Origin of the sequence: Bradyrhizobium sp. HKCCYLRH3061 (genome assembly GCF_051168015.1) — a bacterium.
GTDB lineage: Bacteria > Pseudomonadota > Alphaproteobacteria > Rhizobiales > Xanthobacteraceae > Bradyrhizobium.
Map to the genome: position 1 here is coordinate 143116 of NZ_JBNPUE010000002.1, position 24945 is coordinate 168060.

Here is a 24945-nt window from a genome sequence, read left to right on the forward strand (position 1 = left end):
GCCCGCACCCAATCAACGCGGCGCTCCCCGGCCCCCGCTACGCCGCTACTCGTCGCTCCACGGCCAGTGCCAGTGACGCCAACCCCAGTTGCGGGGCCCGCTGCTGTCCATCGCCGCCTTCTGCTTGTCGTCGAGCGAGTCGTAGAGCGCCTGGAACGCTGGCCGGACGATCTTGATCGCCTGCTGCATCGTGTCGAGGCGCTGCTCCGCCAGCGCGAGGCGGTCGGTCGCCTTGGCCGGCGGCGTCGCCGGGCAGTCCTTCGTGATCAGCTCCGCAGCTTTGGCCGATGCCGCCTTGAGATCATCGAGCCGCGCCCGCTGCGTGTCGTTCGGCTTGATGGCCGCCTCGATCTGCGACATCCGCCATTCGGCAAATCCGGCCATGCGGGGATTGCAGAGGAAGCCGAACCCCCGGCCGCCCATCATCCCCGGCCCCATCATCATGCCCGGCCCCCAACCCGGTCCGCCTGCGCCCGGCTGGGCAAGGCCCGGGGCGGCGGTGACGGTCACGATTGCGGCTGCGAACACCAGCGCGCGTGGATCTAATCGCATGGCAGAACTCCTCGACGTGGCACCAATGAGTTCGCGCAAACTAAGCGCACGGCGAACTTGCCTTTTGAGCAAGATCAACGGACCAATGATGGGCGACGGCCAAATTGAGGAGATGACAACGATACGCAGCTATCGCTGGATATGGACGTCGGCGGTCGCATCGGGCTGCGGGACGTTGGCTCATATAGGCCTGATGGAGCTCAAGAGCGGGCTTCACCTGTTGCCGCAGTTCGATCCCGCCTCGGCGCTGCTCGATACGCTCCAGCCCCTGTTCGCCCGAGCGATGCAGGACGGGGCGCCGCTGTGGCTGCTCTCGCAGCTCAACGGAGCCTTCCTGATCGGCCTGCTGTTCGGGCGCTTCTTCCACCGCCTGCCCGGCGGCAGCGGTGTCGCCAAAGGCTTCCTGCTCGGGCTCGCCGGCTGGCTGCTGCTCGGAATCGTGTTGTTTCCCGCCATCGGCCTTGGACCGTTCGCAACGTCGCTCGGGCTGGGCGCCGGCCCGGCGCTGTTCTCGCTGGCGATGGTCGAGGCGTATAGCGTCGTGCTGGGCGCCGTGTATGCGGCTCTGCAGGGACCGGATCAGAAGATCGAGGTCGGCCGCGGAGACGGCGGTCACGTCTGAGCGCCGCCGGGAGGGACCCCTGGCGTCATTTCGAAAAGACCGAATTTTTTTCTTTCGTTTTCTCGTAACTCATGTATGATCCGCGTCGTCCTGCCCATGCAGAGGGACGTACGCGTCGTCACGAACGTCGGTGCGGGATGCGGTGGCCGCGATTCATGCCGGACGCGCATTTCGCGCAGACGACCGGCATGATTGCGGACGTGAAGTCGCAGCGTCCCGATACCCCGAAGCTGGTATCACGCTCGTGACGATGCTTGCGCATCGCGCGGACAATGGTGGCCAACAAGCCGGCGCACCAGGGAGACTGCGTATAAGCGTGAAGACCACCGCGCAGGGAATGCCGGTTACGGCTTTGCCTGTGGTACCTGCCGCCTGCATTTTTTTCGCAGGCGGGCCATGGGTGAGGCCTTCACCCGGCATTCCCTGCACCCTCTCGTTTGCGGAGGGTGAGCAAGCAGCAGAAACTCGGGCCCATCGTGCCGCGGGAATGCGAAGTCATGTTTGGCGCGTTCGATCAACACACGGTGTCATTCCGGGACGCCCGCACGGCGAGCCCCGGAATGACGTTGTGGAGATGGTCGTCGGTCTCACGCCAATCGTCGCGCGTGGCGACATGACGGTGTCGCAAACAACAGCAAGCCGATCGGCCAAGTTGATCGCCCATCGCACCGCGACTTCAAGTCCGCACCGCAGCAAACGCAGAGCAGCAAACTGCATCCCCGCTGGCGCAATGGCATGGGACTTGCTCAAATCGCACATCAGTTCGTCGCTTGCGGAGACATGGAATGCTTGAAGGAGCCGAAGTCCGGCTGGCCGTCGATATCGGGGGCACGTTCACCGATATCGTTCTCGACATCGGTACGCAGCGCCGGACGCGCAAGCTGCTGACCACGCCGACGCAGCCGGAGCAAGCCGTGCTGGACGGCACCCGTCTCATTCTCGCCGACGCGAAGGCGCGCATCTGCGACATCGATGTCTTCATTCACGGCACCACGCTCGCGACCAATGCCATCATCGAGCGCCGCGGCGCCAGGACCGCACTGATCGCAACGTCCGGCTTCCGCGATGTTCTGGATATTGGAACCGAGAGCCGCTACGACCAGTACGATCTCTCGATCGACAAACCGAAGCCGCTGGTGCCGCGCTCCCTGCGCTTCACCGTGCCCGAGCGCGTTGATGCCCACGGAGACGTCAGACTGCCGCTCGACGAAGCGGCGGTGCGCGCGCTGGTGCCGCAGTTGCGCGCCCTCGATGTCGCCAGCATCGCCGTCGCCTTCCTGCACGCCTACGCCAATCCCGCGCATGAGCGCCGCGCTGCCGAGATCCTGACCGAGGCGATGCCTGATGTCTCGGTCACTTTGTCCTCGGCGGTCTGTCCCGAAATCCGGGAATACGAACGCACCTCGACCGCGGTCGCCAACGCCTATGTGCAGCCGTTGATGGACAGCTATCTCGCGCGCATGGAGCGGGCGCTGCAAATCGAGCAGTTCCGCGGCGCGATCTATCTCGTCACCTCGGGCGGCGGCGTCACCTCGATCGCCACGGCGCGCCGCTTCCCGGTGCGGCTCGTCGAATCCGGTCCCGCTGGCGGCGCGATCTTCGCCGGCCAGATCGCAGCTACGCTCGGCGAGCGCAAGGTGCTGTCGTTCGACATGGGCGGCACCACCGCCAAGATCTGCCTGATCGAGAATTTCGAGCCGGAGAGCTCGCGTGTGTTCGAGGTCGACCGTGCCGCGCGGTTCCTCAAAGGCTCGGGCCTGCCGGTGCGCATCCCCGTGATCGAGATGGTCGAGATCGGCGCCGGCGGCGGCTCGATCGCGCGCATCGATGCGATGAAGCGCGTCACCGTGGGCCCGGAGAGCGCCTCTTCCGAGCCGGGTCCGGCCTGCTACGGCCGCGGCGGCCAGCGCCCGGCGGTCACCGATTCCGATGTCGCGCTCGGCATGATCGATCCCGACGCGTTTGCCGGCGGCACCATCAGGCTCGATCCCGAACTGTCGAAACAGGCCCTGCTCCGCGACGTCGGCGCCCCGCTCGGCCTCGATGCGGAGACCGCTGCCTACGCCGTGCATGAGGTCGTCTGCGAGAATATGGCGAGCGCGGCCCGCGTCCATGCCGTCGAGCGCGGCGCCGTGATCGGCCAGCACACGCTGATCGCCTTCGGCGGCGCCGCGCCGCTGCATGCCGCGCGCGTCGCCGAGAAGATCGGCGTCGCCAGGGTGATCGTGCCGTCCAATGCCGGTGTCGGCTCGGCGGTCGGCTTCCTCGCCGCACCGATCGCCTATGAGCTGGTGCGCAGCCGCCATGCGAGGCTCGACGATTTCGACACGGCGCTCGTCTCCACTCTGCTGCAGGAGATGGCCGATGAGGCCCGCGCGCTGGTGGAGCCTGGTGCGGCCGGCGCACCGTTGCGCGAGCGCCGCTCGGCTTTCATGCGCTATGTCGGCCAGGGCCACGAGATCAATGTCGAGCTGCCGAACCGCCCGCTGACGGCGGACGACCTGCCCACCCTGCGTACGACCTTCGAGGCCGGCTATGCCGCGCTGTTCGAGCGCCCGATCCCCGGTGCGGCGATCGAGGTCCTGAGCTGGTCGGTGCTCGCGACGACGGAAGCGCACCAACCGCCCGCCGTCACCGAGGTGCAGCGCAAGCCTGCGGGCAAGGCTGCGGGGCACCGCAGGTTCTTCGACGGCCGCGCCGGACGCTTCGTCGAGATCCCGCTGTATCGCCGCGAGCAGATGGCGCCGGGCGCGGTCATCGCCGGCCCCGCCGTGATCGCCGAGGACGAGACCTCGACTTTCATCTCCAACAGTTTTGACGCGCATATCGATGGTGCCGGCAGCATCGTCATGGAACGGAAGGCGGCCTGACAATGAGTTCATCACAGAGCAGCCTGATCGACTTGCAGATCATGTGGCACCGGCTGATCGCCGTGGTCGAGGAACAGGCCCAGGTGCTGCTGCGCACCGCCTTCAGCCCGATCGTGCGCGAATGCGGCGACCTCTCCGCCGGCGTGTTCGACCTGAACGGCCGCATGCTGGCGCAGGCCGTCACCGGCACGCCGGGCCACGTCAACTCGATGGCGGAGTCGGTGAAGCACTTCATCGCGCATTTTCCGATCCACACGATGAAGCCCGGCGATGCCTACATCACCAACGATCCCTGGATGGGCACCGGGCATCTCAACGATTTCGTCGTCACCACGCCCTGCTTCAAGGACGGCCAGCCGGTCGCCTTGTTCTCCTGCACCAGCCATCTGATGGATATCGGCGGCATCGGCTTCGGCCCCGACGGCACCGACGTATTCATGGAGGGGCTGTACATCCCGATGCTGAAGCTGATCGACCAGGGCGTCGTCAACGAGACGCTGATGGCCATGATCCGCGCCAACACCCGGCTGCCGGTGGACACCGAAGGCGACACCTATTCGCTCGCCGCCTGCAACGATGTCGGCTGCCAGCGCCTGGTCGAGATGATGACCGAGTTCGGCATCGCCTCGCTCGATACGCTCGGCGACTACATCTGCGACCGCTCGCGCGACGCCGTCCTGGCCGAGATCGCCAAGCTGCCCAAGGGCACCTGGCGCAACGAGATGGTGGTCGACGGCTATGATGCGCCTGTCACCCTGAAGGCGGCGCTGACGATCTCGGAGAACGGCATCCACGTCGACTTCGACGGCACCTCGCCCGCCTCGAAATTCGGTATCAACGTGCCATTGTCCTACACCACGGCCTACACGGTGTTCGGGCTCGGTTGCGTCGTGGCCTCCGCGATCCCCAACAATGCCGGCTCGCTATCGCCGCTGACCGTGTCGGCGCCATCGGGCGCGATCCTCAATGCGCCGAAGCCGGCGCCCGTCGCCTCGCGTCATGTCATCGGCCAGATGCTGCCCGACGTGGTGTTCGGCTGCCTGCGCCAGATCATCCCCGAGCGCGTGCCCGCCGAAGGCACGTCGTGTCTGTGGAATCTCAACGTCCGCGGCCAGACCCGCTCCGGCGCCGGCGGCAATTACGGGTTCTCGATGGCGGTGACGTCGAACGGCGGCACTGGCGCCCGTTTCGACAAGGACGGGCTGTCGGCTACCGCCTATCCCTCCGGCGTGCGCGGCACGCCGGTCGAGATCGCGGAGACGCAGACGCCGCTGATCTTCTGGCGCAAGGAGCTGCGGCCGGATTCCGGCGGCGCCGGCCGCACCCGCGGCGGCCTCGGCCAGATCATCGAGGTCGGCAGCGGCGTCGACGCGCCGTTCGACATCCTCGCCGCCTTCGACCGCATCGACCACCCGCCGCGCGGCCGCGACGGCGGCCACCATGGCGAAGCCGGCTATGTCGGGCTCGCGTCGGGCAAGAAGCTGCGTGGCAAGGGTTTTCAGACCGTGCCGCCGGACGACCGGCTGGTGGTGCTGACGCCGGGCGGTGCAGGCATCGGCGATCCCCGCGAACGCGCGGCGGAGCTCGTGCAGAGCGATGTCGAGAGCGGGCTGGTGTCGGCGGACAACGCGGCAAAGGTCTACGGGCAGGCGCGGTGAGATCTCATGCCAGTCGAAACATTGGTGGCCTCATGGTTCGAGACGCGTCGCAAGAGCGACGCTCCTCACCATGAGGGTTTAGCACCGCTATCGGTGCTGCACATTGACCATGAGGGGCGTCCTCATGGAGAGGATCAGCATCTGGCCGCGCAACGAGCCCTCATCCTGAGGAGCCCGCCGCAGGCGGGCGTCTCGAAGGATGGCCACGACCACACGGCTCGCCAAACCTCTTCCATTTCCCTTAGCTCAGCAACGAAGCGGAGACACTGATGATCACGCGACGGACGTTCACGGCAGGTGCAGCGGCGCTGCTCACGGCGAGCCAGGTCTCGACAAGGGCACGCGCGGCGACGACCAACTGGGACATGTCGACGGTCTGGCCCGAGGGCAACTTTCACACCCAGAACGCGATGGCCTTCGCCGAGGAGGTGAAGAAGCAGACCAACGGCGCCGTCAACATCACCGTGAAGGCAGGCGGTCAGCTCGGCTTCAAGGGCCCGGAGCATCTGCGCGCGGTGCGCGACGGTCTCGTCCCGCTCGCGGACGTGCTCAACATCCAGCAGGTCGGCGACGAGCCCTTCATGGGCGTTGAGAGCATCCCGTTCCTCGCCGGCTCGATGGACGAACTCAAGGTGCTGCACAAATACGTGCGGCCTGAATATGAGAAGATCGCCGCGCGCAATAACCAGAAGATCCTCTACATCGTGCCGTGGCCGACGCAGTATCTGCACCTGAAGGTCAAGACATCAGACGTCGCCGGCCTGAAGAACATCAAGATCCGCGTGCCCGACAAGAACGCGGTCGACATGCTCAACGCCATCGGCATGGCCGCGGTCATGATCCCCTGGGGCGAGACGATCCCGGCACTGGCCTCCGGCGCCGTGGCGGGCGTCTCGACCTCCTCGGTCTCAGGGGTCGACGGCAAGTTCTGGGAATTCCTCAAATACGTCTACCCGACCAATCATGTGTGGTCGTCGCAGATGCTCAACGTGAACCTGGATTCCTGGAAGGCGCTGACGCCCGAGCAGCAGAAGACCGTCAGCGACATCGCCGCCAAGATGGAGCCGACCTTCTGGGCGAATTCGCTCAAGGCCGATGTCGACAGCCTCAACCGGCTCAAGGAAGGCGGCATGGAAGTGGTGCCGGTTTCGGATGCGATGATGACCGAGATCCGGGCCAAGACCGCGCCACAGATGGAAGCCTTCCTCAAGCGCGTGCCCGCTGCCGATCAACCGGTGAAGTCCTATCTTGCCGAGATGAAGCGTGGCTGACGCGATCGTGGAGCCGTCGCCGGGCGAACGGGCGAGCCTCAATGCAGCGGCGCCCGCGCCGCTGCGCATCCTGCTCGATGTCATCGACCGGCTGGGCCGGCTCGACGGCTGGATCGGCGGCGGCTGTCTGCTGACCTTGACGGCGCTGATGCTGGCCGAGGTGACGACGCGGGCGCTGTCGAACGTGCTGCCGTTCTTCCCGCCGACCATCTCGATCGCCTGGGAATACTCGTCCTATCTGATGGCGGCCTCGTTCACCTTCGGCGCGGCCATGACCTTGCGCGTCGGCGGCCATATCCGCGTGGTGCTGCTGCTCAAGAACGTGCCGGCGCCGCTGCAGCGCGCGCTGGAGGTGCTGGCCGCCGCCGCCGGCTTCGCCTTCATGGCGTTCCTGACGTCGGCGATGACCAAGTTCGCCTGGAGCTCCTTCGTCCGCGGCCAGGTCTCGACCTCCAGCGACACCCCGCTGTGGTTTCCGCAGGCCGTCGTCACCTTCGGCATGCTGCTCCTGACCCTGCAATTCCTCGCCCGCGCCATCCAGGCCGCGCTGGGACTGCCGCTGGAGGATCACCGCATGAAGGCGTCGCCGGTCGAATGAGAGAGCGTGCCCACGTCGCGACGATCGGTTCGCCGCGAGCAGCGGCCGCCGAACTACGCAGTTCTTGTCCATCAACTGATAGGCGAACTCTCACCCCGCACGCGGTGCGCCCCCTCTCCCCGTCCTTACGGGGAGAGGGTCGGGGTGAGGGGCAGCCGCGCGGGAAGTGCGTGCGGAGAGACCTGTACCCCCTCACCCGGATTGCATCTTGCGATGCAATCCGACCTCTCCCCGCAAGCGGGGCGAGGTCGAACCGCGCCTGCGGCACGACCATCGCGCATCACGGCGATGCCATTCGCGACGATCCCACCAGTCTGGGATTCGCAGGCCCCATCCCGCCCGCCTCCCTCACCGCGGACTCCCCCTCCCCATGACCATCGAAGTCGTCGCCCTGTTCGCCATCCTGTTCGCGCTGCTGGCCGGCGGCCTGTGGATCGGGCTCACGCTCGCCTTCACCGCGACCCTGCTGCTGGCGATGTTCCGCTCGATCCCGCTCGACAAGCTGCTTCCGCAATATGCCTGGAACATTCTCACCACCCAGGAGCTGCTGGCGCTGCCGCTGTTCATCCTGATGGGTGAGCTGCTGTTCCGGACGCGGCTGTCGCGCTCGCTGTTCCAGGGGCTGGCGCCATGGGCTGGGCTGCTGCCGGGCCGCCTGCTCCACGTCAACGTCATCGGCTGCACCATCTTCGCCGCGATCTCCGGCTCGTCGGCCGCAACGACGCAGGTGATCGGCCGGATGTCGCTCAACGAGCTGCTGCGCCGCGGCTATGCGCGCGACATCGCGGTCGGCTCGCTCGCGGGCGCCGGGACGCTCGGCTTCCTGATCCCGCCGTCGAACATCATGATCATCTATGGCGTGCTCGGCGACGTCTCGATCCTCAAGCTGTTCACCGCCGGCGTGCTGCCGGGTCTCTTGCTGGCCGGCACCTTCATGGGCTGGGTGATGCTGCACACGACACTGACGCCTTCGATGGTGCCAAAGGCGGAGGCGCAACTGTCGCAGGTGCCCTGGGCAGAGCGGTTCGCGGCGCTGAAGGATCTCGCCCCCGCCCTGTTCCTGATCGCTTGCGTCCTCGGGTCGATGTATGGCGGCCTGGCGACGCCGTCGGAGGCCGCCGCCGTCGGTGTGCTCGGCGCAGCGCTGGTGGCCTACTTCCAGGGCGCGATGTCGCGGCAGGTGGTGCGCGACGTGATGATCGGCTCGGTCATCACCTGCTCGATGATCGCCCTGATCGTGCTCGGCGCCTCGATCCTCGGCAACGCCGCGGCCTTCCTCGGCATTCCGCAAGCCGTGGCTACCTTCGTCAAGGGCCTCGGCCTGTCGCCGTTCATGCTGATCACAGTCCTGATCGTGTTCTACCTGATCCTCGGCTGCTTCCTCGACGGCTTTTCGATGATCGTGATGACCCTGCCGATCGTGCTGCCGATCGTGAAGGGCGCCGGCTTCGACGAGGTTTGGTTCGGGGTCTTCCTGGTGCTCGCGGTCGAGATGGCCCAGATCACGCCGCCGGTCGGTTTCAACCTGTTCGTGATCCAGGGCCTGACGGAGGACGGTCTCGGCTATATCGCCCGTGTGACCGCCCCCTATCTCGCCATCATGGTCGCCTTCGTGCTGCTGCTCACCCTCTTCCCGGGCATCGTGACGATCCTGCCAAGGCTGCTCTACGGATGAGCCGCGATGTCAGGCGGCGCGCATTCCGTCGAGGAACTTCTGCACCTCGGCCTTCAGCCGCAGGCTTTCGCTGGACAGCGCCTGGGCCGAGGCGAACATCCGGTTGGAGCTTTCGCCGGTCTCGCCCGCCCCACGCGCCGCGCTGCGGATGTTCTCGACCACCTCGGCGGTGCCGGTCGCGGCCGAGCGGACGCTCTGGGTGATGTTCTGCGTGGCGGCGCGCTGCTGTTCGACGGCGGCCGAGATCGAGGCAGCGATCCCGTTGATGCGCTCAATGGTCGAGCCGATCGCCTTGATGGCGTCGACGGATTCCTGGGTCACGGTCTGCATGTTGGCGATCTGGCTGGAGATCTCCTCCGTCGCCTTGGCGGTCTGGCCGGCCAAAGTCTTGACCTCCTGGGCGACCACCGCGAAGCCGCGGCCGGCATCGCCCGCGCGGGCGGCCTCGATGGTGGCGTTGAGCGCCAGCAGGTTGGTCTGCTCGGCGATCGAGGTGATCAGCTTGACGACGTCGCCGATGCGGTTGCCGGCGTCGGACAGCTCCTTGATGCGCTGGTCGGTCGCGGTCGCCTGGTTGACCGCCTCGGCGGCGATGGCGTTGGACTCCTGCACGCGACGGATGATCTCGGCGATCGAGCCGGACAGCTCGTCCGAGGCAACGGCCGCGGTGCGGACGTGCTCGGAAGCGCTTTCCGAAGCGCCGGCCGAATGGCCGGACAGGTCGGCGGTGGTCCGCGCGGTCTGGGTGAGCTGGCGCGCCTCGCGCTCGAACTCGCCCGACGACGTCAAGACGTTCTCGATGATGCCGCCGATGCTGGCCTGGAAGGAATCGACGAAACGCTGCAGCTCGGCCTTGCGCTGCTCGACAGCCGCAGTGGCCGCGGCCGCCTGCTCCTCGCGCATCCGGCGCCGCTCGCTCGCGGCACTGCGGAACACGACCAGGCTGCGCGCGATCTCGCCGATCTCGTCGCTGCGGTCATCGGACTTGATCGCAACGTCCTCGCGCCCCTCAGCGATTGCGGTGAGCGCGTCGGTCACGGCGGCGAGAGGCTTGGTGACACGTCGCACCGCCAGCATCGTCAGGCCGAGCACCAGCAGCGCAGCGATCGCCGCGGCGACGACCATGGTCCGCATCGCCTGCGACAGCATGGCGTCGAGCTCGGCCATGGGCACGCCGACATAGAGAATGCCGATCACCTTGTCCGCCGGATTGGTGACGGGAAAATAAGCGGTCATGAACGACTTGCCGAACAGCGTCGCGGGGCCCTTGTAAGCCTCGCCGCGGCGCAGCAGCGCCTGCGCCGGATGATCCGCGGCAAGCTGGGTGCCCACAGCGCGGTCGCCATTCTCCTTCTTCACGTTGGTCGAACGGCGGACGAACTGTCCGCTGTCATCGACCACGAACAGCGTGGCGCTGCCGCCGACATAGGACACCGCGCGATCCACGATCGCGTGATCCTTGATCTCGGGAATCGCCGGAATCTCGATGCGCGTAACGACGCCGTTCTGCACGCTGACTTTCGCATCCTTGAACGTCTCGGTGAACGTCAGCGCAAAGGTGCGCAGATTGCCTTCGATGTCGCGCTTGGCGCGGTCGGTGAAATCGGAGGACAGCGACCAGTACGCTGCGCCGACGACCAGGGCGGTATTCAGGGCGATCACGACAACGGCGCCGATCAGCGCCTTGGTGCCGAGCTTCAATTGGACGGACACGTCATAAACCTTCCAGGGGAACTGCAACTGAATCTCAAACTGCCCGTAGTTGGTTTCAAAGCAGTTATTTTCCGGAACGTAGAATACCGGAACTCACTATAAAAAACGGCAATAAGATACCTGATCATGTCCTCCTCCCCCATCATCGTATGGTTTCGCGAGAGCCTGCGGCTGTCTGACCACCCCGCGTTGTATGAAGCCGCGAAGTCGGGCGCTCGGATCGTTTGTAGTTACGTCCACGATCAGGAAAGCCCCGGGTTGCGTCCGCTCGGCGGCGCGTCGCGCTGGTGGCTCGCGCAATCGTTGCGTGCACTCCAGGCCGAACTACATGCGCTCGGCGCCGAACTCGTGATCCGGCGCGGATCCGCGGCCACCGCGCTCGGCGAGCTGGCACGCCAGAGCGGCGCGAGCGCGGTGTACTGGAACGATGTCGCGCAGGCCGCACCGCGCGCCGTGGCTGCCGATGTCGAAGCAGCACTCGCCGAGATCGGCGTCTCCTCACGCGTGTTTCCCGACGACCTTCTGGTCGACCCCGCCGAGTTGCGCGGCAAGGATGGACGCGGCCCGCGCGTGTTCACGCCGTTCTGGAAGCGCGTGCTCGCTCTGGGCGATCCGCCGAAGCCGCTGCCGCGGCCGGCCCGGCTGTCGCACGCGCCGGGCGTCACGAGCCTGACGATCGACGAGCTCGCGCTCGAGCCAAGCAGGCCCGACTGGGCCGGCGGACTGCGTGCGACGTGGCAAGCCGGCGAGCGCGCGGCGCAGGCGCGCCTCGCCAGCTTTCTCGAAACGGCCGTGCAGACCTATGCCGCCAATCGCGACCGGCCCGACATCGAGGCGACCTCCCGTCTGTCGCCGCATCTGCGCTTCGGCGAGATCAGTCCGCGCCAGATCTGGCATGCGGCGCGATTTGCCGCCGCCGAGCGCCCGGCCTCCGCCGCTGGCATCGACAAGTTCCTGAGCGAGCTCGGCTGGCGCGAGTTCAGCCGCCACCTGCTCACCAACAATCCCGACCTCGCGACCCGCAACCTGCAGCCGGCCTTCGATGCCTTTCCCTGGGCCCAGGACGATGCAACGCTGGAGGCCTGGCAGCGCGGGCGAACCGGCTATCCGATTGTCGACGCCGGGATGCGCGAGCTCTGGCATACCGGGAGCATGCACAACCGCGTCCGGATGGTCGCAGCCTCGCTGCTCGTGAAGCACCTGCTGATCGACTGGCGGCGCGGCGAAGAGTGGTTCTGGGACACACTGGTCGACGCCGACCCGGGCAGCAATCCGGCAAGTTGGCAATGGGTTGCGGGATCGGGCGCCGATGCCGCGCCCTACTTCCGCGTCTTCAATCCCGTGCTGCAGGGCGAAAAATTCGATTCTCGCGGGACCTATGTCCGGCGCTGGGTCCCGGAGCTGGCACGCCTGCCGGCCGCGCTGATCCACCAGCCCTGGGCGGCGAAGCCGCTCGAGCTCGCCGAGGCCGCGGTTGCACTCGGCCGCACCTACCCGGCGCCGATCGTGGATCACAAGCCCGGGCGGGAGCGCGCGCTGGCAGCCTACGCGAGCTTGCGCACAAGTGATTAGTTGGGGCGCGCTTTGACAGCACGGAGAATCCAGCTATCGTCGCAGGGTTTCCAACAAATCGGGGGACCCGATATGGACGACACTCCACTCTCTGATCCGACCGTGACCGAGACCAGCATGCCCGCCGAGGCGCCGAAGGATCCGGTGACCGCGACGGCACCCAAGGCCCGGCGAGCGGCCAAGAAGACCGCGAAGAAGACCTCCAAGAAGGCTGCACCCAAGCGGGCCGCCGCTAAGGCCAAGAAGGTCGCGACCAAGAAGTCCGCCAAGAAGACTGCGAAGAAGACCGTGAAGAAGGCGGCCAAGAAAGCTGCGAAGAAGACGGCCAAGAAGGCCACCAAGAAAGCGGCCAAGAAGACGAAGAAGGCCAAGCGCTGATTCTGCCTGGCTCGGGACCGAAGGCGACTCGTCACCTTCGCTGATGGTCTCGGCGAAACAATCCAGTGCCCGGTAGTGGGGACGATCTGGCGCTGGATTGTTTCGTTTGTCGCCGTTCGGTTGGGAGCCGGGACCTGGCATCCGCGGCGCGGCGCAGCAAACGGTGATGCCGCGCGGACGCGGGACCGGCTTGCGATCGGATTGCCGGCGGAGGTCTGCTTGGACAGAGATTCCGTGCGGGCGGCGCTCTCACCAGACGTCAGGACAGGGGTCGACGGTCTTCCAGAGTTCGATGCCGTTCTTGATCCGCTTCATCTCGGTGGTGAGCCCGCCGTTGCGCCGGATCCAGTCCTTCACCGAATCGGGGTAATAGGACATCAGCTCGGACGTCCCCTCCACGCTGGTGACCTTGATGCCGAACGTGAACGCCTTGTCGTAATAGGCCTGGTGGAAGCCGAGGCTGGCCCTGGGCGTGACGCAGATCCTGTTGAGCGGCACAAAGCCGAAGACGAGCGTGCAGGCGGAATTGCAGATGCCGTCGATGATGACGCGCTGACGCGTTTCCCTGACGCGCTTGTACTTGGCCTTGTACTCTTCGATGTAGCCACCGTGATCGCGCGTAATGTGCAAATCCGCACGCGCCGGGCTAGCGGCGACCAGCAGGAGCAAGACGCTTGGGATCAGGCGATTCATGGACAGGACGGCAAACCCGGTCTTTTCTGGCGCTGTCGCGACAACGCCTCGGGCCCAATGCGCGACGGCACTTGCCGGACCTTGTCATGGTCTTCTTAAGCACGCGGAAAAGGCCAAAAATTTGACGGATTGTCGCCTTTTGCGCACCCTTTCCGCCACTTCCGCGTTAGGCTATCAGCCGGACGGCCGGCCTTGACGTCGTTTTCCGGAGAAGAGAAAAGTCATGAGCAAGCTCGCATCCCTCGCCGCCGCCTTGATCGTGTCGATTGCCGCCCTGGTGCCCACCACGTCCGAGGCGCGCAGCCATCATCGGCATCACCGCCACCACTACGGGCTGCCCTACACCGTCAGCTTCCTGCACAATTATGGCCCCGGCCCGCTGCCCGGCACCTTTGCGTTCTATGACGGTCCTTCCACCAACCACTGCTACCAGAGCTCGGCCGCCTATATCGGCCAGGACCGACGCCGGCATCCCTGCTTCTGACGCCATCCAAGGACGCCCGGCCAGCTTCGGCAAACGACCGTTGATATCCGACGGAGGCTGGCCTTGCCCATCCAAGTCTGGTATCCCGGTCACGCGGGAGATTTGGCCCGTATCGCGCGCTCGTAGCTCAGCTGGATAGAGCATCGGATTTCGATTCCGAGGGTCGGGAGTTCGAATCTCTCCGAGCGCGCCAGAGCCATTGACCAGCCTGCGCCCTGCTCCAGTGCGATCCGACCCTCCGGTCAGCCTGTCCAGATGACCTCCCAGGACGGCCGCAGTTTCGATGCCGGAACCGACGGGCTCAAGCGGTCGCGACGTCGTGAGTGAGCCGGCCGACCTGGATCAACGGCTGTGTCGCATCGCCGACGCCGCCGAAGACCTTCAGTTCGATCTCGACACGGGCATGGCCCGCGGTCGTTGGCCTGGTCGTCCCGCGCCACGTATCGATCATCTGCGCGAACGGGGCCACGAAGGTCGGCTTCACACCGGGATCGACCACCGATGGGGTCGGCGTCAGCAGGTTGATCGGCACCCGGACGCGCGGGATCGCCGGCTGGCCGGCCACGATCTCATAGCTGTACATGCCCTGCATCGCGACCTCGTCGCTGGTGCTGCCATTGCCGTTGGCATAGAGCGCGGCGAAGAACTTCGTCAGGCGCGCGTCGAGGTCACCGGATGCGCCCGGCATCGCGTCGAGCGGGAACGACGTATAATTCAGTTGGGGAACCACTGTGGAGGCGAACCGCACCTCGGGCGTCTGGAACAGGAATGCCGGGTTGGTGCTGGTGGTCTTGAGATCGGCCAGCGGGAACAGCGCGAGATTGCGCTGCACGAACACCGAGGCCCAGCCGCTCTGATACAGCAGGACGTCGAGCGTCGCGACCGACACCGTCCGGGCCGGCAAACCACGTGCCTCCGCTTCGCCGAGATAAACCGTCTTGCCGTCGACCTGACGCGTATAGACGTAGGCGATCTGTACGCCTGCGGGCAGCTCCGCCGGCGGCACCGCCTGGGGCGTATAGAGCTCGGGCGCGATGATTGCGATGACCGGCGCCGGGAGCGTGGTGGTGCCGTTCGAGATCGTATTGGCTACCGCATTCCAGCTCGCCGCCATCCCATCGATGGTGATGTTGACCAGATTGGTGCGCGCGTGTCCTTCCGCAGTGCCGTCGAGCGTCGACAGAAACTTCACGATCACATGGGCCGGTGCGGCTGCGAGCCTTGTGGCTCCGACCGTCTCCCGCGCATAGGCATCGGCGACCTGCCTGGTCTCAACGGCAAAGGCGACGGTCGCCTTGCGCGCAGCCGCCAGCGTCGCCGGATCGGGTTCGGCGCCATCGATGCCGACCAGATACTGGTTGAGATCGCGCAGGATCGCCGGATAGTTGGTCACGAACTGCGCCAGCGCGGTGAACAGATCCGGCTCCCCGCTCAGCTTGGCCGAGCGGCGCAGCGTTGGCATGGTCGGACGGTTGAACTCCACCGTGCAGGACACCGCGTCTGCTGCCGCCTGCTGATAGAGATAGTCGAACGAATAGCACCAGGCGCTCAGCTTCGACGGATCGGTCGCGCCCTCGCCGGTGAGCTGCAGCGCCTGCTGGGCGGAGACCGTGGGCGGCGTCGGCAGGTCGCGATTGACGACCGGAATGTTGGCGACCTGCGTTCCCAACGGATAATCGAACGGTCCATTGACAAAGGCGAGCCATCGCGAACCGACATAGCCGTCGATGCCGGGGACGGTGCTCCGCTCGAACTCGAGGTGAGTGAGCGACAGCGTAAGCTTCAGCGGCACATAGGCTTGATCGATGACGTTCTTGGTGGCGAACACGAAGGCCAGTCGCGGATCATACCAGGTCTTGCTAGCGGGATCGTAGACCTCGCCGAGCGGGATGCGCGTCGGCGTCAGCGTGTAGTTCTGATTGTCCGCCGCGCCCTTGATGCTTCCGCCCGGCTGACCGTAGAGGTTCGGCGGACCGGCCGGATTGTCGTCACCGCCGCCGGTCACCTCGGTCAGCCCGAACACGACGGCCGCACCGGCCCGATAGGCTGCGCCGAGCTGATTGAGCAGCTGCTGGCGCAGCTTCTCGGCCGCGGCAAATCCGGTCGAGGGATCGCCTGCGCTGGTCGACAGCACCGGCAGAGTCTTCAGGCTGATCGTATCCGCCAGCGATTCCTTGGTCGACAGCACGCTTCCCAGCGACCCGTCCTTGAGCGGATCGGTCACATCGTCGATCCGGTCGAGGATGAAGGCGTGCGGCGCATAGGCCGCCGACAGGAACTGATCGATCGCGTCCAGCGTACTCTGGAACCACTGGTTCAGGTCGGCGCCGTCAAGATGCAGCGTGTCGATCTCGCCGGTGTCGTAGCGCGTGATCGTCACATCGCCGCTCGTCAACGCCTTGGCGATCGGTTTCGGCGCGAAATAGCTCGGGGACGTGCCCAGCTTGAAATGGATGCCTTTCCCGGCCGCCTTGCCGAAGCGCACCGCCCAGAGCTGCTGCGCGCCGTCGGCCGCATCCTCGCCGTCGCGGGACAGGCCCTGCCCGACCTTGAGATACCAATCGGCCGTGGCGAAAATCGCCTCGACCGCTGTGCTGAACACCGTATAGGACACGTTGCCGTCGCCGTCGGCCCGCGGCAGGATCGCTGCGACCACGCCGGTGCCGCCCTGCAACGCCGCCACGGCCGGATCGACCAGCAGCGGATTGCGGCTGAGCGCGAGCGTCACGTCGAGCTCGAGGATGTTGCCCGCAGCGATCGCATTGACGTCGACAGGAAGCGACAGCGTCGCAGCGGGGGCTGCGGGCGCCTGTCCCTGCGTCACGAGCTTCAGATACAGCAAGCAGGCGCGCACATAGCCGCGAATGATGTCCGCCTGCGCATCGGTGAGGTCCACGTCGGGCTTGGCTAGCAGCGAATTCGACAGCCGCATTGCCACCGCGTTGCCGGAAACGCCCGGCACCTTCACGGAGACATTGGCGGAATAGTCCTGATGCAGCTGATAGTAGATCCGGGTGTAGAGCGAGAGATCGTCGGCGGCCCGCGCCGCACCGTCCGGCCCTGCATAGGCGGCGGCGTTGAGCGACAATGCAAGCTTGAACGCCGCACCGCTCGCGGATTCATAGGTGTAGCTGGCGTTGGTATTGATCCAGGACCCGAGCCCGATCAGCTCGTCGCGGTACAGCATCGGCACCGCAGCCCCGTTGAGCGCGCCGCGATACCGTTGCGGCGGCGCCTCGAACGGCGTCACCGTGGTGTTGCCGAAGATATCGCGCCATTGCAGCGCGACCTGCGCCATGGTGCCGACACCGAGATAGGGATTGGCCGCCTTTGGCGGCAGATTGGAATCGGACGGATCGGGCGCGGCGTTGACCAGCGCGAACTGCGCCCCGATGCCGATCGACTGGCGATAGTCGAAATCGGCAAGAGCGACCTGCGCCAGCCGGTTGCCGCGCGTCGTCGCCGAGCGGGCATGGCTCTCGAACGCACTGGCCTCGTTGTCGTCGTGATCCTGCGGACCGAACGGCATGCCGAGCGGACTGACCTTGTAGAAGACGTTGCCGGCGAGCCCGGCAGCAAGCGAGGTGTAGAGCTGATACATCGTCTTCTTGGCGAAGTCCGGCGCGGCGGGATCGTCCGGCGGGAGGCCGAAATTGTCGCGCGTCAGGGCGAACCCGATGTTCTGCGGTGGCAACTGGTCGCGTAGCGAGAACAGCTGAGGATCGAGATCGAGCACGGCATTGACCGGGAACAGTCCGGGCGCAGCGCTGGCGCCGCGGGCGATCAGGTCGACGTCCAAGCCGTAATAGGCGGCCATGCTGGCAAAGCTCATTCCGGGCGCGGCCGAGGAATTGACCTGATAGGTCAGCGGCGGGATGTAGAACACCGCCGCGAGCGCAACGGCGACTTGCGGATTGAATGCGGCGATGTCCTGGCCGGTGATCGGACGGACTGCACCGGCGGAGAACAGCCTGGCGAGCTTGTCGAGCGTGGCCTGCGCATCGATCGCCCCGCCGGTGCCGCGGACCAGATCCGCGTCGGTAAGCTGGCGGACCGCGCCCACGATCGGCACCAGCGCGTCCGCGGCGAGCGGCCTGGTCGCGTTGACCTCGGCGATCCGTCCGGGCCCGGGGCCGTAGATCGCCGCGAGCGCGTCGAGCGATGCTCCTGCTGCGACCGGCGCCGTTGGGCCGGTCGAGGCCAGCGACACCGTCTGCACCAGGTCGCTCTGCGGATCGACGGCGTCGGTCGTCACGAAGGCGTTGACGAAATCGGGAAGCGTGGTGCCGAAGGACTCGCTGCCCTGCGCCGCGAACGTCACGACCATCGTCACGATGCCGGAGCCCGAGGAATCGAACACGGCCGCCGGCAGGCCCTCCTCGCTTTCGACGTTCTCGTAGTAGAGATAGTAGCCGCCGCTGCGGACCGTGCTGAGCTCCCACATCAGGCGGATGAACTGCGCCGGAGAATTGGCAATGCCGCGCGGCGGAGCATCCTCGGCACTCAGCATCAGCCGCAGCGCCGCCGCCGGATTGGTCTCGGTCGACAGGTTGGTCTGGGTGATGAAGGCGAGGAAGTTGGCGTCCGCCGGCGTCACCAGCATCGGCGCGCCCGGTCCGGACTGGTTGTAGAGCAGGAAGACGGCGGAGGCGATGCCTTCGCCCAGCGCATCCATGGCGGTCAGGATGCGCTGCAGCCGGACCGCATCCTCCGAGCTGGGTCCGACCAGCTCATAGACGAACGGCAGCGACGGCGCGGATGCCGGACCGCTCGGCAGATCGCCTGCGCCCGTGCCTTGAGCAGCCAGTGCCGCCGCATCCGGCAGACGCTTGATCTCAATGTCGAGCCGCGTGCACCAAGCCCAGCGCCCCAGGTCAGCATAGTCGGTGCGTCCGGTCGCGGGATTGCTGCGCCCGATCTGCGGTTGGAACTTCGGAAGCAGCGCGAACGTCGAACGGAGATCCGGCATGACGGCGCGGATCGACTGCTCGCGCGTGGCGACCAGATTGGTCTGCGCCGGCGGCAGGCTCCACAGCGTCGGCTGCGTCTGCGCGCCGGCATCGGCGGCCGCGGCCACGCCGCTGCGATTCGTCAGCGCCAGCAGACTCGCGACGGATCCACTCGACCAACGCGCATAGCCGCTGGCGGTGAACGGCCGCGGCTGGCGCTCGGCAAGCGGCAGCGCCGCGAACGTCGGGCTCGGAACGAAATTGCCAGGCGTCCTGGCCCAGCTGACGACGACGTTCAACGCGGCAAAGGCCTGGCTCAGATCAACCTCCATGCTGAGGCCGGTGCCGGCATTCAGCATGATGAAGTCGAGCAGGACACCGTGGCTCTGCGTCTCGCGCGCGAAGTCGATCTTGTAGCCGCTGGCAGAGCTGGGCGTCGGGAACTGCTGGCCGGTGAGCTGATAGACACCGTAGCCCGACTGCGTCCTTGGATAGAGGAACGCAGGCGACAGCGTCAGTCCGTCCTGGACCGGCAGCCGCAACCCATAGACCAGGAAGCGCGAGACCATGCCGGCGGTCTGGCCGACCTGGCCCGTGGCCGCGATCGCCGACCACAATGCGCCGACCGACAGAGCCTGAAGATTAGCGACGGTGAGCAGGCCGCGCTCCGCCTGCACCGAGAACAGTCCGGCGACACCGCGATTGGCGTCCGCGACCGCAACTGCGGTGGTCTGGAAGAGGCTCGCGACCGTCGCCAGCGTATCGGAGGACGGGCCGGATGCCCCGGCGGTCCTGTAGGTGATCGGCCAGATCGCGAGCGGCAAGGTCGGCTGCAGCAGGCCGGCGGCGCCATAGAGCACGCTCTGTGCGGCGAGCGCGTCGATCGAGATCGCGCCGAGTTGCAGCGCGATTTCGTCGAAGCTGTCGCCCTGCCGCGTCACATAGATCTGCTCCTTGCCCTGGCTGTTGGTGAGCAGCAGGATGACGCCGCCCTGCAGCATGTGGCGTGACCGGTTGGCCACGATCAGGCGGTCCGGCGTCGTGGTCCAGCGCGGCGTCGGCGCCGCGTCGGAATAGCGGCCAGCGATGCTTTGCAGGGTGTCGCCGGTCTGAACGACGTATTCGAGGTCGTCGATATGCAGCGACAGCCCGGCTCCCAAGGCATGATCGACGTTGGGCTGGACGATATCGGCAATGGTCAAGGCGTTGCCGACGATTCCGTTCAGCTCATCCAGGATGGCACCGATGCTGCTCGTCGCGGTCAGCGGATAGGCATAGCTCTGCAGCGCGTCGGCCGCGGCCTGGAGCAGTTGGCGCGCGATCAGCGTGAACGTGTCGACGAACACCAGGGCCGCCATCGACTCTGCCGAGTTCGCATCGCTCTCCGCGGCAAGCCGGCGCGCTTCCTTGTTCTGGGCCTGGATGTCCGCAGCTACCTGCGCGAACAGCTTGCTGACCGCGGTCGCATAGCCGGGCGTTGCCGTGGTGTAGGTCTCGAACGCGATCGACGACGTCTGGCCACCGGACACGCCGGGGACCTGCAGCTTCAATCCGTCGAACACCGGAAACAGCACCGAGCCGGCATCGAGCTTGGTCTTCAGCCCCGAGGATTGCGCCGTCGCCGGATTGAAGATGTCGAGCGTGAAGGCGTCGGCCAGGAACTGCAACAGACCCTTGATCGACAGGAACGGATCGGCCGTGTCGGCGAGGCGCGCGACATAGGCCTCGAGCTGGCTAAGCGTCACCGACGTGGCCAGCGTCTCGGCGAGCTCGGCCGCATCCCCGCTCTCGTTCCCCAGTGCATCAATGATCCAGGGGAAGTAGACCTCGGCCAGCACGTCGAAGGACGTCTTGGTGGCGGACGGCGCGCTGGCCGCGGCATCCGGCGCGTCCATCGCGAGCAGGAGCACGAATGCCCCTTGGTTCGAGGTGGCGTCGGTGGCTTTCTCCGGAGCAAGCACGGTGTACTGCGCGCCCGCCATCAGCGACAGCTTGGGCTTGTTGCCTTCGACGGCGGCAAGGCCCATGCGATGAGCGGCGGCCGGCGCGAGCCGCTTCGGTCGCGGCTTCAGGCTGCGCGCCAGCCGCATCGCCGCGTCCGGTCCGCGGGCATGCGCCCGCTGCATCAGCAGCGCGTCGGCGCGTGCCCCCTGAACCTCCCACGGCGCCGTGCTGGTCTGTCCGATCACGAAGGTCGCAGACACCTGGGCCGAGAACGACAGGCTGATCGAGATCGAGAACAGGCCGAGGTTGATCTTGACCTTGAGGCTGATCGTCACGCTCGCGCTGGCGACCACCGGGATCTCGCGATAGCTCTCATAGGTGAGCTGGATCGACAGCACGATCTTGACGTTGACCGAGGCTGAGATGATCGCGAAATCGACGCTGCCATACAGCAGGCCGATGATACCGACGGTGCCCGACAGCTTGAAGTAATAATCGCTTTGCAGCGCACCGCTGCTGGCGCGCGACGCCAGCGTGCGCGTGGCGTTATAGGGATGCCACGGCGCCACGACGCCTTCGACGATGCCGAACACCGTGAGCGCAAAACCCGCCTTCAGCGGCCCCTTCTCGAAATTGTAGCCCAGGCCGAGCTGCAGCCCGATGCCGAACTCGATCACCGGATCGAAGGTGCCGAGATTGGTCTTCGGGATCCTTGTCGAGGTCGCGTTGGAGAGCTTGCCGATGTAGAAGCCGCCGGCGCCCAGCACCGGAACGCCGTAGACGATCACCGAGATCGAGAAGGAACGGCGGAAATCGAGATTGTAGGGGAACCCGATGTCGATGAAGAAATCGCCGTTGGTATAGACCTTGATCCCGAGCTGCGGCAGCGTGATCGACACCGCGCCGAAATTGAGATTGCGGATGATGTCCGGGAAGGTGAAATCGATCTGGTAGACGCCGATGTCGTCGGTGATCTTCTTGTAGAGGATGTCGACGACGAGATTGGCGAGCCCGCCCATCTTCTCGCCGGCGAGTGCCAGCCGCAGACCATAGAGATTGGGGTCGTTGAACACCAGCATCGCATCGATCGACCAGGCGCCCGCCACCTTCATCAGGCCGAGATGCCCGGCGATGAGCCAGTTGTTGGACTGGTCGTAATAGGGCAGCCCCGGCGTCCCGCCGTCGTCCGCATTGGGATCGACCGGATTCATCTTGCCCGTCGTGCTGGGGACGGACTGCAGCGCGCAGATCACCTCCTTGGTGCTCTCGAAGCTGGAATGACCGGTGATGCCGATGCGCTGCCCGAGCACCAACAGGAACAGCTTGAACCATTCCTCGCCCCGGCCGGGCACCGAGGGCAGGTCCTTCACGTCCTGCCCCTTGGCCGGATCGAGCAGATTCTTGAACGCCGGATCGTCGGCGACGAGCGGGCTCGAGCCCTCGATGGCAAGCGTCACCTTGCCGTCGGTGTCGCGACGGAAGGTCAGCGCGGTGATGCTGATGAAGCCGAGGTTGATCGGGCTCGACAGCTCGTAAGTCGCCGACAGGCGTTGCGAGAAGCTCTCGCCGTTCTTGAGCGAGACGTTGACGCGTAGCGCATCGAGCGAGATCTGGTTGAGGAGATCCCACGGCGAGTCGAGGGTGAAGTACGGATTTCCGAGCGTGCGCACCAGCGCCTGGATTAGCGAGCCGATGCTCCAGCCCTTGAGGCTGAACGTGACCAGTTCCTTGTCGCTCTCCCAGGCGGCTCGGAAACCTTCCCACTCGACGAACAGGATGTTGTTCGAGCCCGCCTCGGTCGTCTTGAACTCATAGCCCATGGTGAGCTTGAGATTGATCGCCGAGTAGACCCAGGTGCCTTGCGCGAAGCCGGAGAACTGCTGCTGGGCCGGCTTGTTGCCGTCATAACTGACGCCGAGCCGTGCCGGATCGATGCCGACGGTCTGATCGCCGAACGCGAATGTCCACTCGAAGCCGACGGTGATGTCGTAGCTCGTCTCCAGCTCGCCCTGCTCCGCCGGAATGGTCGCGGTGATCGCGAATTCGGAGATCGTGAGGTTGCCGGGCAGGAAGCTCGGGAAACCGTAGGCGCTGCCGGGCGAAAAGAACTGGTTGATGATGTCCGAGACCTCGAGCGACTCCTCCAGCGAGGCGGCGAGATCCCACCGCTTCGGCGTTTCGAACCCGTCATAGGTCACGCTGACCTTGGTGTGCAACGGGCCGACATCGAGGAATCCGCCGACGCTCGACTTCCACTGCGTCTGCGAGGCCGTCTGCAGCGCGCCCCCGCGCGAGCTCCGCAGCATCGGTAGCGGCGCCGCCCGCAACAGCGTCGTCGCATTGCCGCCGTCCGGCGTCTGCGTCGGAGTCTGCGCCGCGATCGAGACGGTCCCTTCTCGCACGGCAAGGATCGGCTGGTTGTTGATCTTGAGCAGATTGAGGGTCAGGCTGAAGCCGGCATCGAACTGAAAGCTCTGCGCGCCGTAGTCGACCGCGACCGCGATGTCGCCGAGCTCGAAATCCCCGACATTCTCGACGTCGAGCACAACCACGCCGCTGGACAGCGCCGTCAGGAAGTCGCTCAGCTTGGCGGTGCCCGCGAAGGACGCGTAGAACTGCTTGGCTGACGTGAACTGGACGGTGAACACGCCGTCGCCCTCGCCGTCCGGTCCCTTGAAGACGCTCGGTGCCAGCACGAACTCGGTGGTGAAATCATAGGTCTGCTGTCGCTTGGTGCCGTCGAACGGATACGCCATCGACCATTGCAGCGAGAAGCTGGTGATCTTGAAGTCGAGAACGCCGGTCGCCGGCAGGATCTGCCAGCTCGTGTCCTTTGAGCTGCCGATCTCGATCGAGACGGCCGTGATCGTCGGCGAGCTGCCGAGCGTGCCGGCGATCGAGAAGCCGTTGAGACCGACGAAGGCGAGGAACTGCTGCAGCACGTCGGGAGTCGCGGCGAGATAACCGCCATTGCCGCCCATCACCTCGATCACCGTCGCCGGCGTCAGCGGATCGCCGCCTGTGACCACGGCGAGCGCCACCGAATAGTTGGCATCCGCGCCGGGCGTGATCTCGACGTCGAGCTGATAGGAACCGGTACCGCCGATGTCGAACTGCGAGGAGATCGCGAGCGTCGGCGCCTGGTCGCCCGCATCCGGATCGACGAGATCGGCCAGCACCAGGACGCCATCGACCTCGTCAGCGCCATCGGGCACAGGAATGGTCAGGGCCAGGCTCGGATCCTTGACCGTGAACTGCGACGCTAGCTTGAATGTGCCGTCCTGGATCGCCGCCCGCAATTGCCCCGGCGGGAACAGAACGGTCTCGCCGTTGAAGATGCCCATGTTGAGGGCGCCGCTCAGCAGCAGGTCGCCGGTCGGCGCGGTGAGCCCCGGAAACAGCAGCAGGAACGGCTTGGCGACGTCCGGCAGCGCGACTTTGGCGTCGAAATTCTGCACCGCGCCGCCGCTCACGGCACGCCCCGCGGAGTCAACGTACGGATAGCTGCCGGTCGCCGTCGAGAACACGAAGCTGACGTTCTTCAGCGTGCCGAACTGATTGAACGGGAAGCCGCCCATGAAGGCGAAGCTGCTGGTCCAGGTCCAGTTCGACGGCGTCGCCTCGGCCTGCACGATCAGTTGGTCGCCGTCCACCGTGAACACGAGCGTGGCCTTGGCGGCCAGCGGAGCGGTGGCGCCGATGAACGGGATCGTCGCCGACTGCACCGTGAACGCCGCCCCTTCCACGGGGCCGACGTCGGATTTTTCCACCGTGACCTTGAAATCGGCCGCGGTCTTGAGGAAGAAGGCCTGGCTCAGCCAGGTGTCGTAGTCGGCGGGGACCTTCACGGCGGGATCGGCGAGGCCCGCCGTCAGGAAGGCGGCATCGAGCGCGAAGGCGGTCTCGCCGGCGGCGGCTTCGACAGCGGCGCGGAGATTGTCGATAGCGCTCATCAGCCGGCGCTCC

13 protein-coding genes and 1 tRNA gene are annotated in these 24945 nt (G+C 66.1%); 10 read left to right on the plus strand and 4 right to left on the minus strand.

From position 1 onward, the window contains the following. Positions 1-45: 45 nt before the first annotated feature. Positions 46-552: a Spy/CpxP family protein refolding chaperone gene (locus ACQR2C_RS04570; RefSeq protein ID WP_315804900.1), complete on the minus strand. Its 507-nt coding sequence runs from the start codon at positions 550-552 to the stop codon at positions 46-48. Positions 553-664: 112 nt separating this feature from the next. Here ACQR2C_RS04570 and ACQR2C_RS04575 point away from each other — a divergent pair, with 112 nt between their 5' ends. The 6 genes from ACQR2C_RS04575 to ACQR2C_RS04600 all read left to right on the plus strand — a co-directional run bounded on the left by ACQR2C_RS04575 (position 665) and on the right by ACQR2C_RS04600 (position 9246). Next, complete coding sequence (locus ACQR2C_RS04575; RefSeq protein WP_315804899.1) at positions 665-1174, plus strand: DUF6789 family protein; 510 nt, start codon at positions 665-667, stop codon at positions 1172-1174. Positions 1175-1959: 785 nt separating this feature from the next. Further along, the gene (locus ACQR2C_RS04580) at positions 1960-4044 is read left to right on the plus strand and encodes a hydantoinase/oxoprolinase family protein (protein WP_434864256.1); all 2085 of its coding nucleotides are present in this window, start codon (positions 1960-1962) and stop codon (positions 4042-4044) included. Between the two features lie 2 nt (positions 4045-4046). Next, on the plus strand, positions 4047-5702 hold the full coding sequence (locus ACQR2C_RS04585; protein WP_434880582.1) for a hydantoinase B/oxoprolinase family protein: 1656 nt from the start codon (positions 4047-4049) through the stop codon (positions 5700-5702). 269 nt (positions 5703-5971) lie between these two features. Then, a complete protein-coding gene (locus ACQR2C_RS04590; protein ID WP_315804896.1) occupies positions 5972-6973 on the plus strand; it encodes a TRAP transporter substrate-binding protein in 1002 nt (333 codons plus the stop codon). Further along, positions 6966-7571: a TRAP transporter small permease subunit gene (locus ACQR2C_RS04595; protein ID WP_315804895.1), complete on the plus strand. Its 606-nt coding sequence runs from the start codon at positions 6966-6968 to the stop codon at positions 7569-7571. Before ACQR2C_RS04590 ends, ACQR2C_RS04595 begins: the two co-directional genes overlap by 8 nt. Before the next feature lie 370 nt (positions 7572-7941). Then, the gene (locus tag ACQR2C_RS04600; protein WP_316216077.1) at positions 7942-9246 is read left to right on the plus strand and encodes a TRAP transporter large permease; all 1305 of its coding nucleotides are present in this window, start codon (positions 7942-7944) and stop codon (positions 9244-9246) included. Positions 9247-9255: 9 nt separating this feature from the next. On the opposite strand, the gene ACQR2C_RS04605 is transcribed toward ACQR2C_RS04600, so the two are convergent. Further along, positions 9256-10959, minus strand: coding sequence for a methyl-accepting chemotaxis protein (locus ACQR2C_RS04605; RefSeq protein ID WP_315804893.1), 1704 nt, complete (start codon positions 10957-10959; stop codon positions 9256-9258). A gap of 126 nt (positions 10960-11085) precedes the next feature. Between ACQR2C_RS04605 and ACQR2C_RS04610 the strand changes: the two genes are divergently transcribed. Continuing rightward, positions 11086-12531, plus strand: a complete 1446-nt coding sequence (locus ACQR2C_RS04610) for a cryptochrome/photolyase family protein (RefSeq protein WP_434874578.1) — start codon at positions 11086-11088, stop codon at positions 12529-12531. Positions 12532-12603: 72 nt separating this feature from the next. After that, the gene (locus ACQR2C_RS04615) at positions 12604-12909 is read left to right on the plus strand and encodes a histone (RefSeq protein ID WP_434838329.1); all 306 of its coding nucleotides are present in this window, start codon (positions 12604-12606) and stop codon (positions 12907-12909) included. A 249-nt stretch (positions 12910-13158) separates the two neighbouring features. Here the strand turns inward: ACQR2C_RS04615 and ACQR2C_RS04620 are convergent, their stop codons facing one another. Beyond that, the gene (locus ACQR2C_RS04620; protein ID WP_434880583.1) at positions 13159-13602 is read right to left on the minus strand and encodes a hypothetical protein; all 444 of its coding nucleotides are present in this window, start codon (positions 13600-13602) and stop codon (positions 13159-13161) included. Between the two features lie 223 nt (positions 13603-13825). Here ACQR2C_RS04620 and ACQR2C_RS04625 point away from each other — a divergent pair, with 223 nt between their 5' ends. Beyond that, complete coding sequence (locus ACQR2C_RS04625) at positions 13826-14086, plus strand: hypothetical protein (RefSeq protein ID WP_316182112.1); 261 nt, start codon at positions 13826-13828, stop codon at positions 14084-14086. Positions 14087-14202: 116 nt separating this feature from the next. After that, positions 14203-14279: transfer RNA gene (locus tag ACQR2C_RS04630), tRNA-Arg, on the plus strand. A 108-nt stretch (positions 14280-14387) separates the two neighbouring features. On the opposite strand, the gene ACQR2C_RS04635 is transcribed toward ACQR2C_RS04630, so the two are convergent. Then, positions 14388-24932, minus strand: coding sequence for a LysM peptidoglycan-binding domain-containing protein (locus ACQR2C_RS04635; RefSeq protein WP_434880584.1), 10545 nt, complete (start codon positions 24930-24932; stop codon positions 14388-14390). Positions 24933-24945 lie beyond the last annotated feature (13 nt).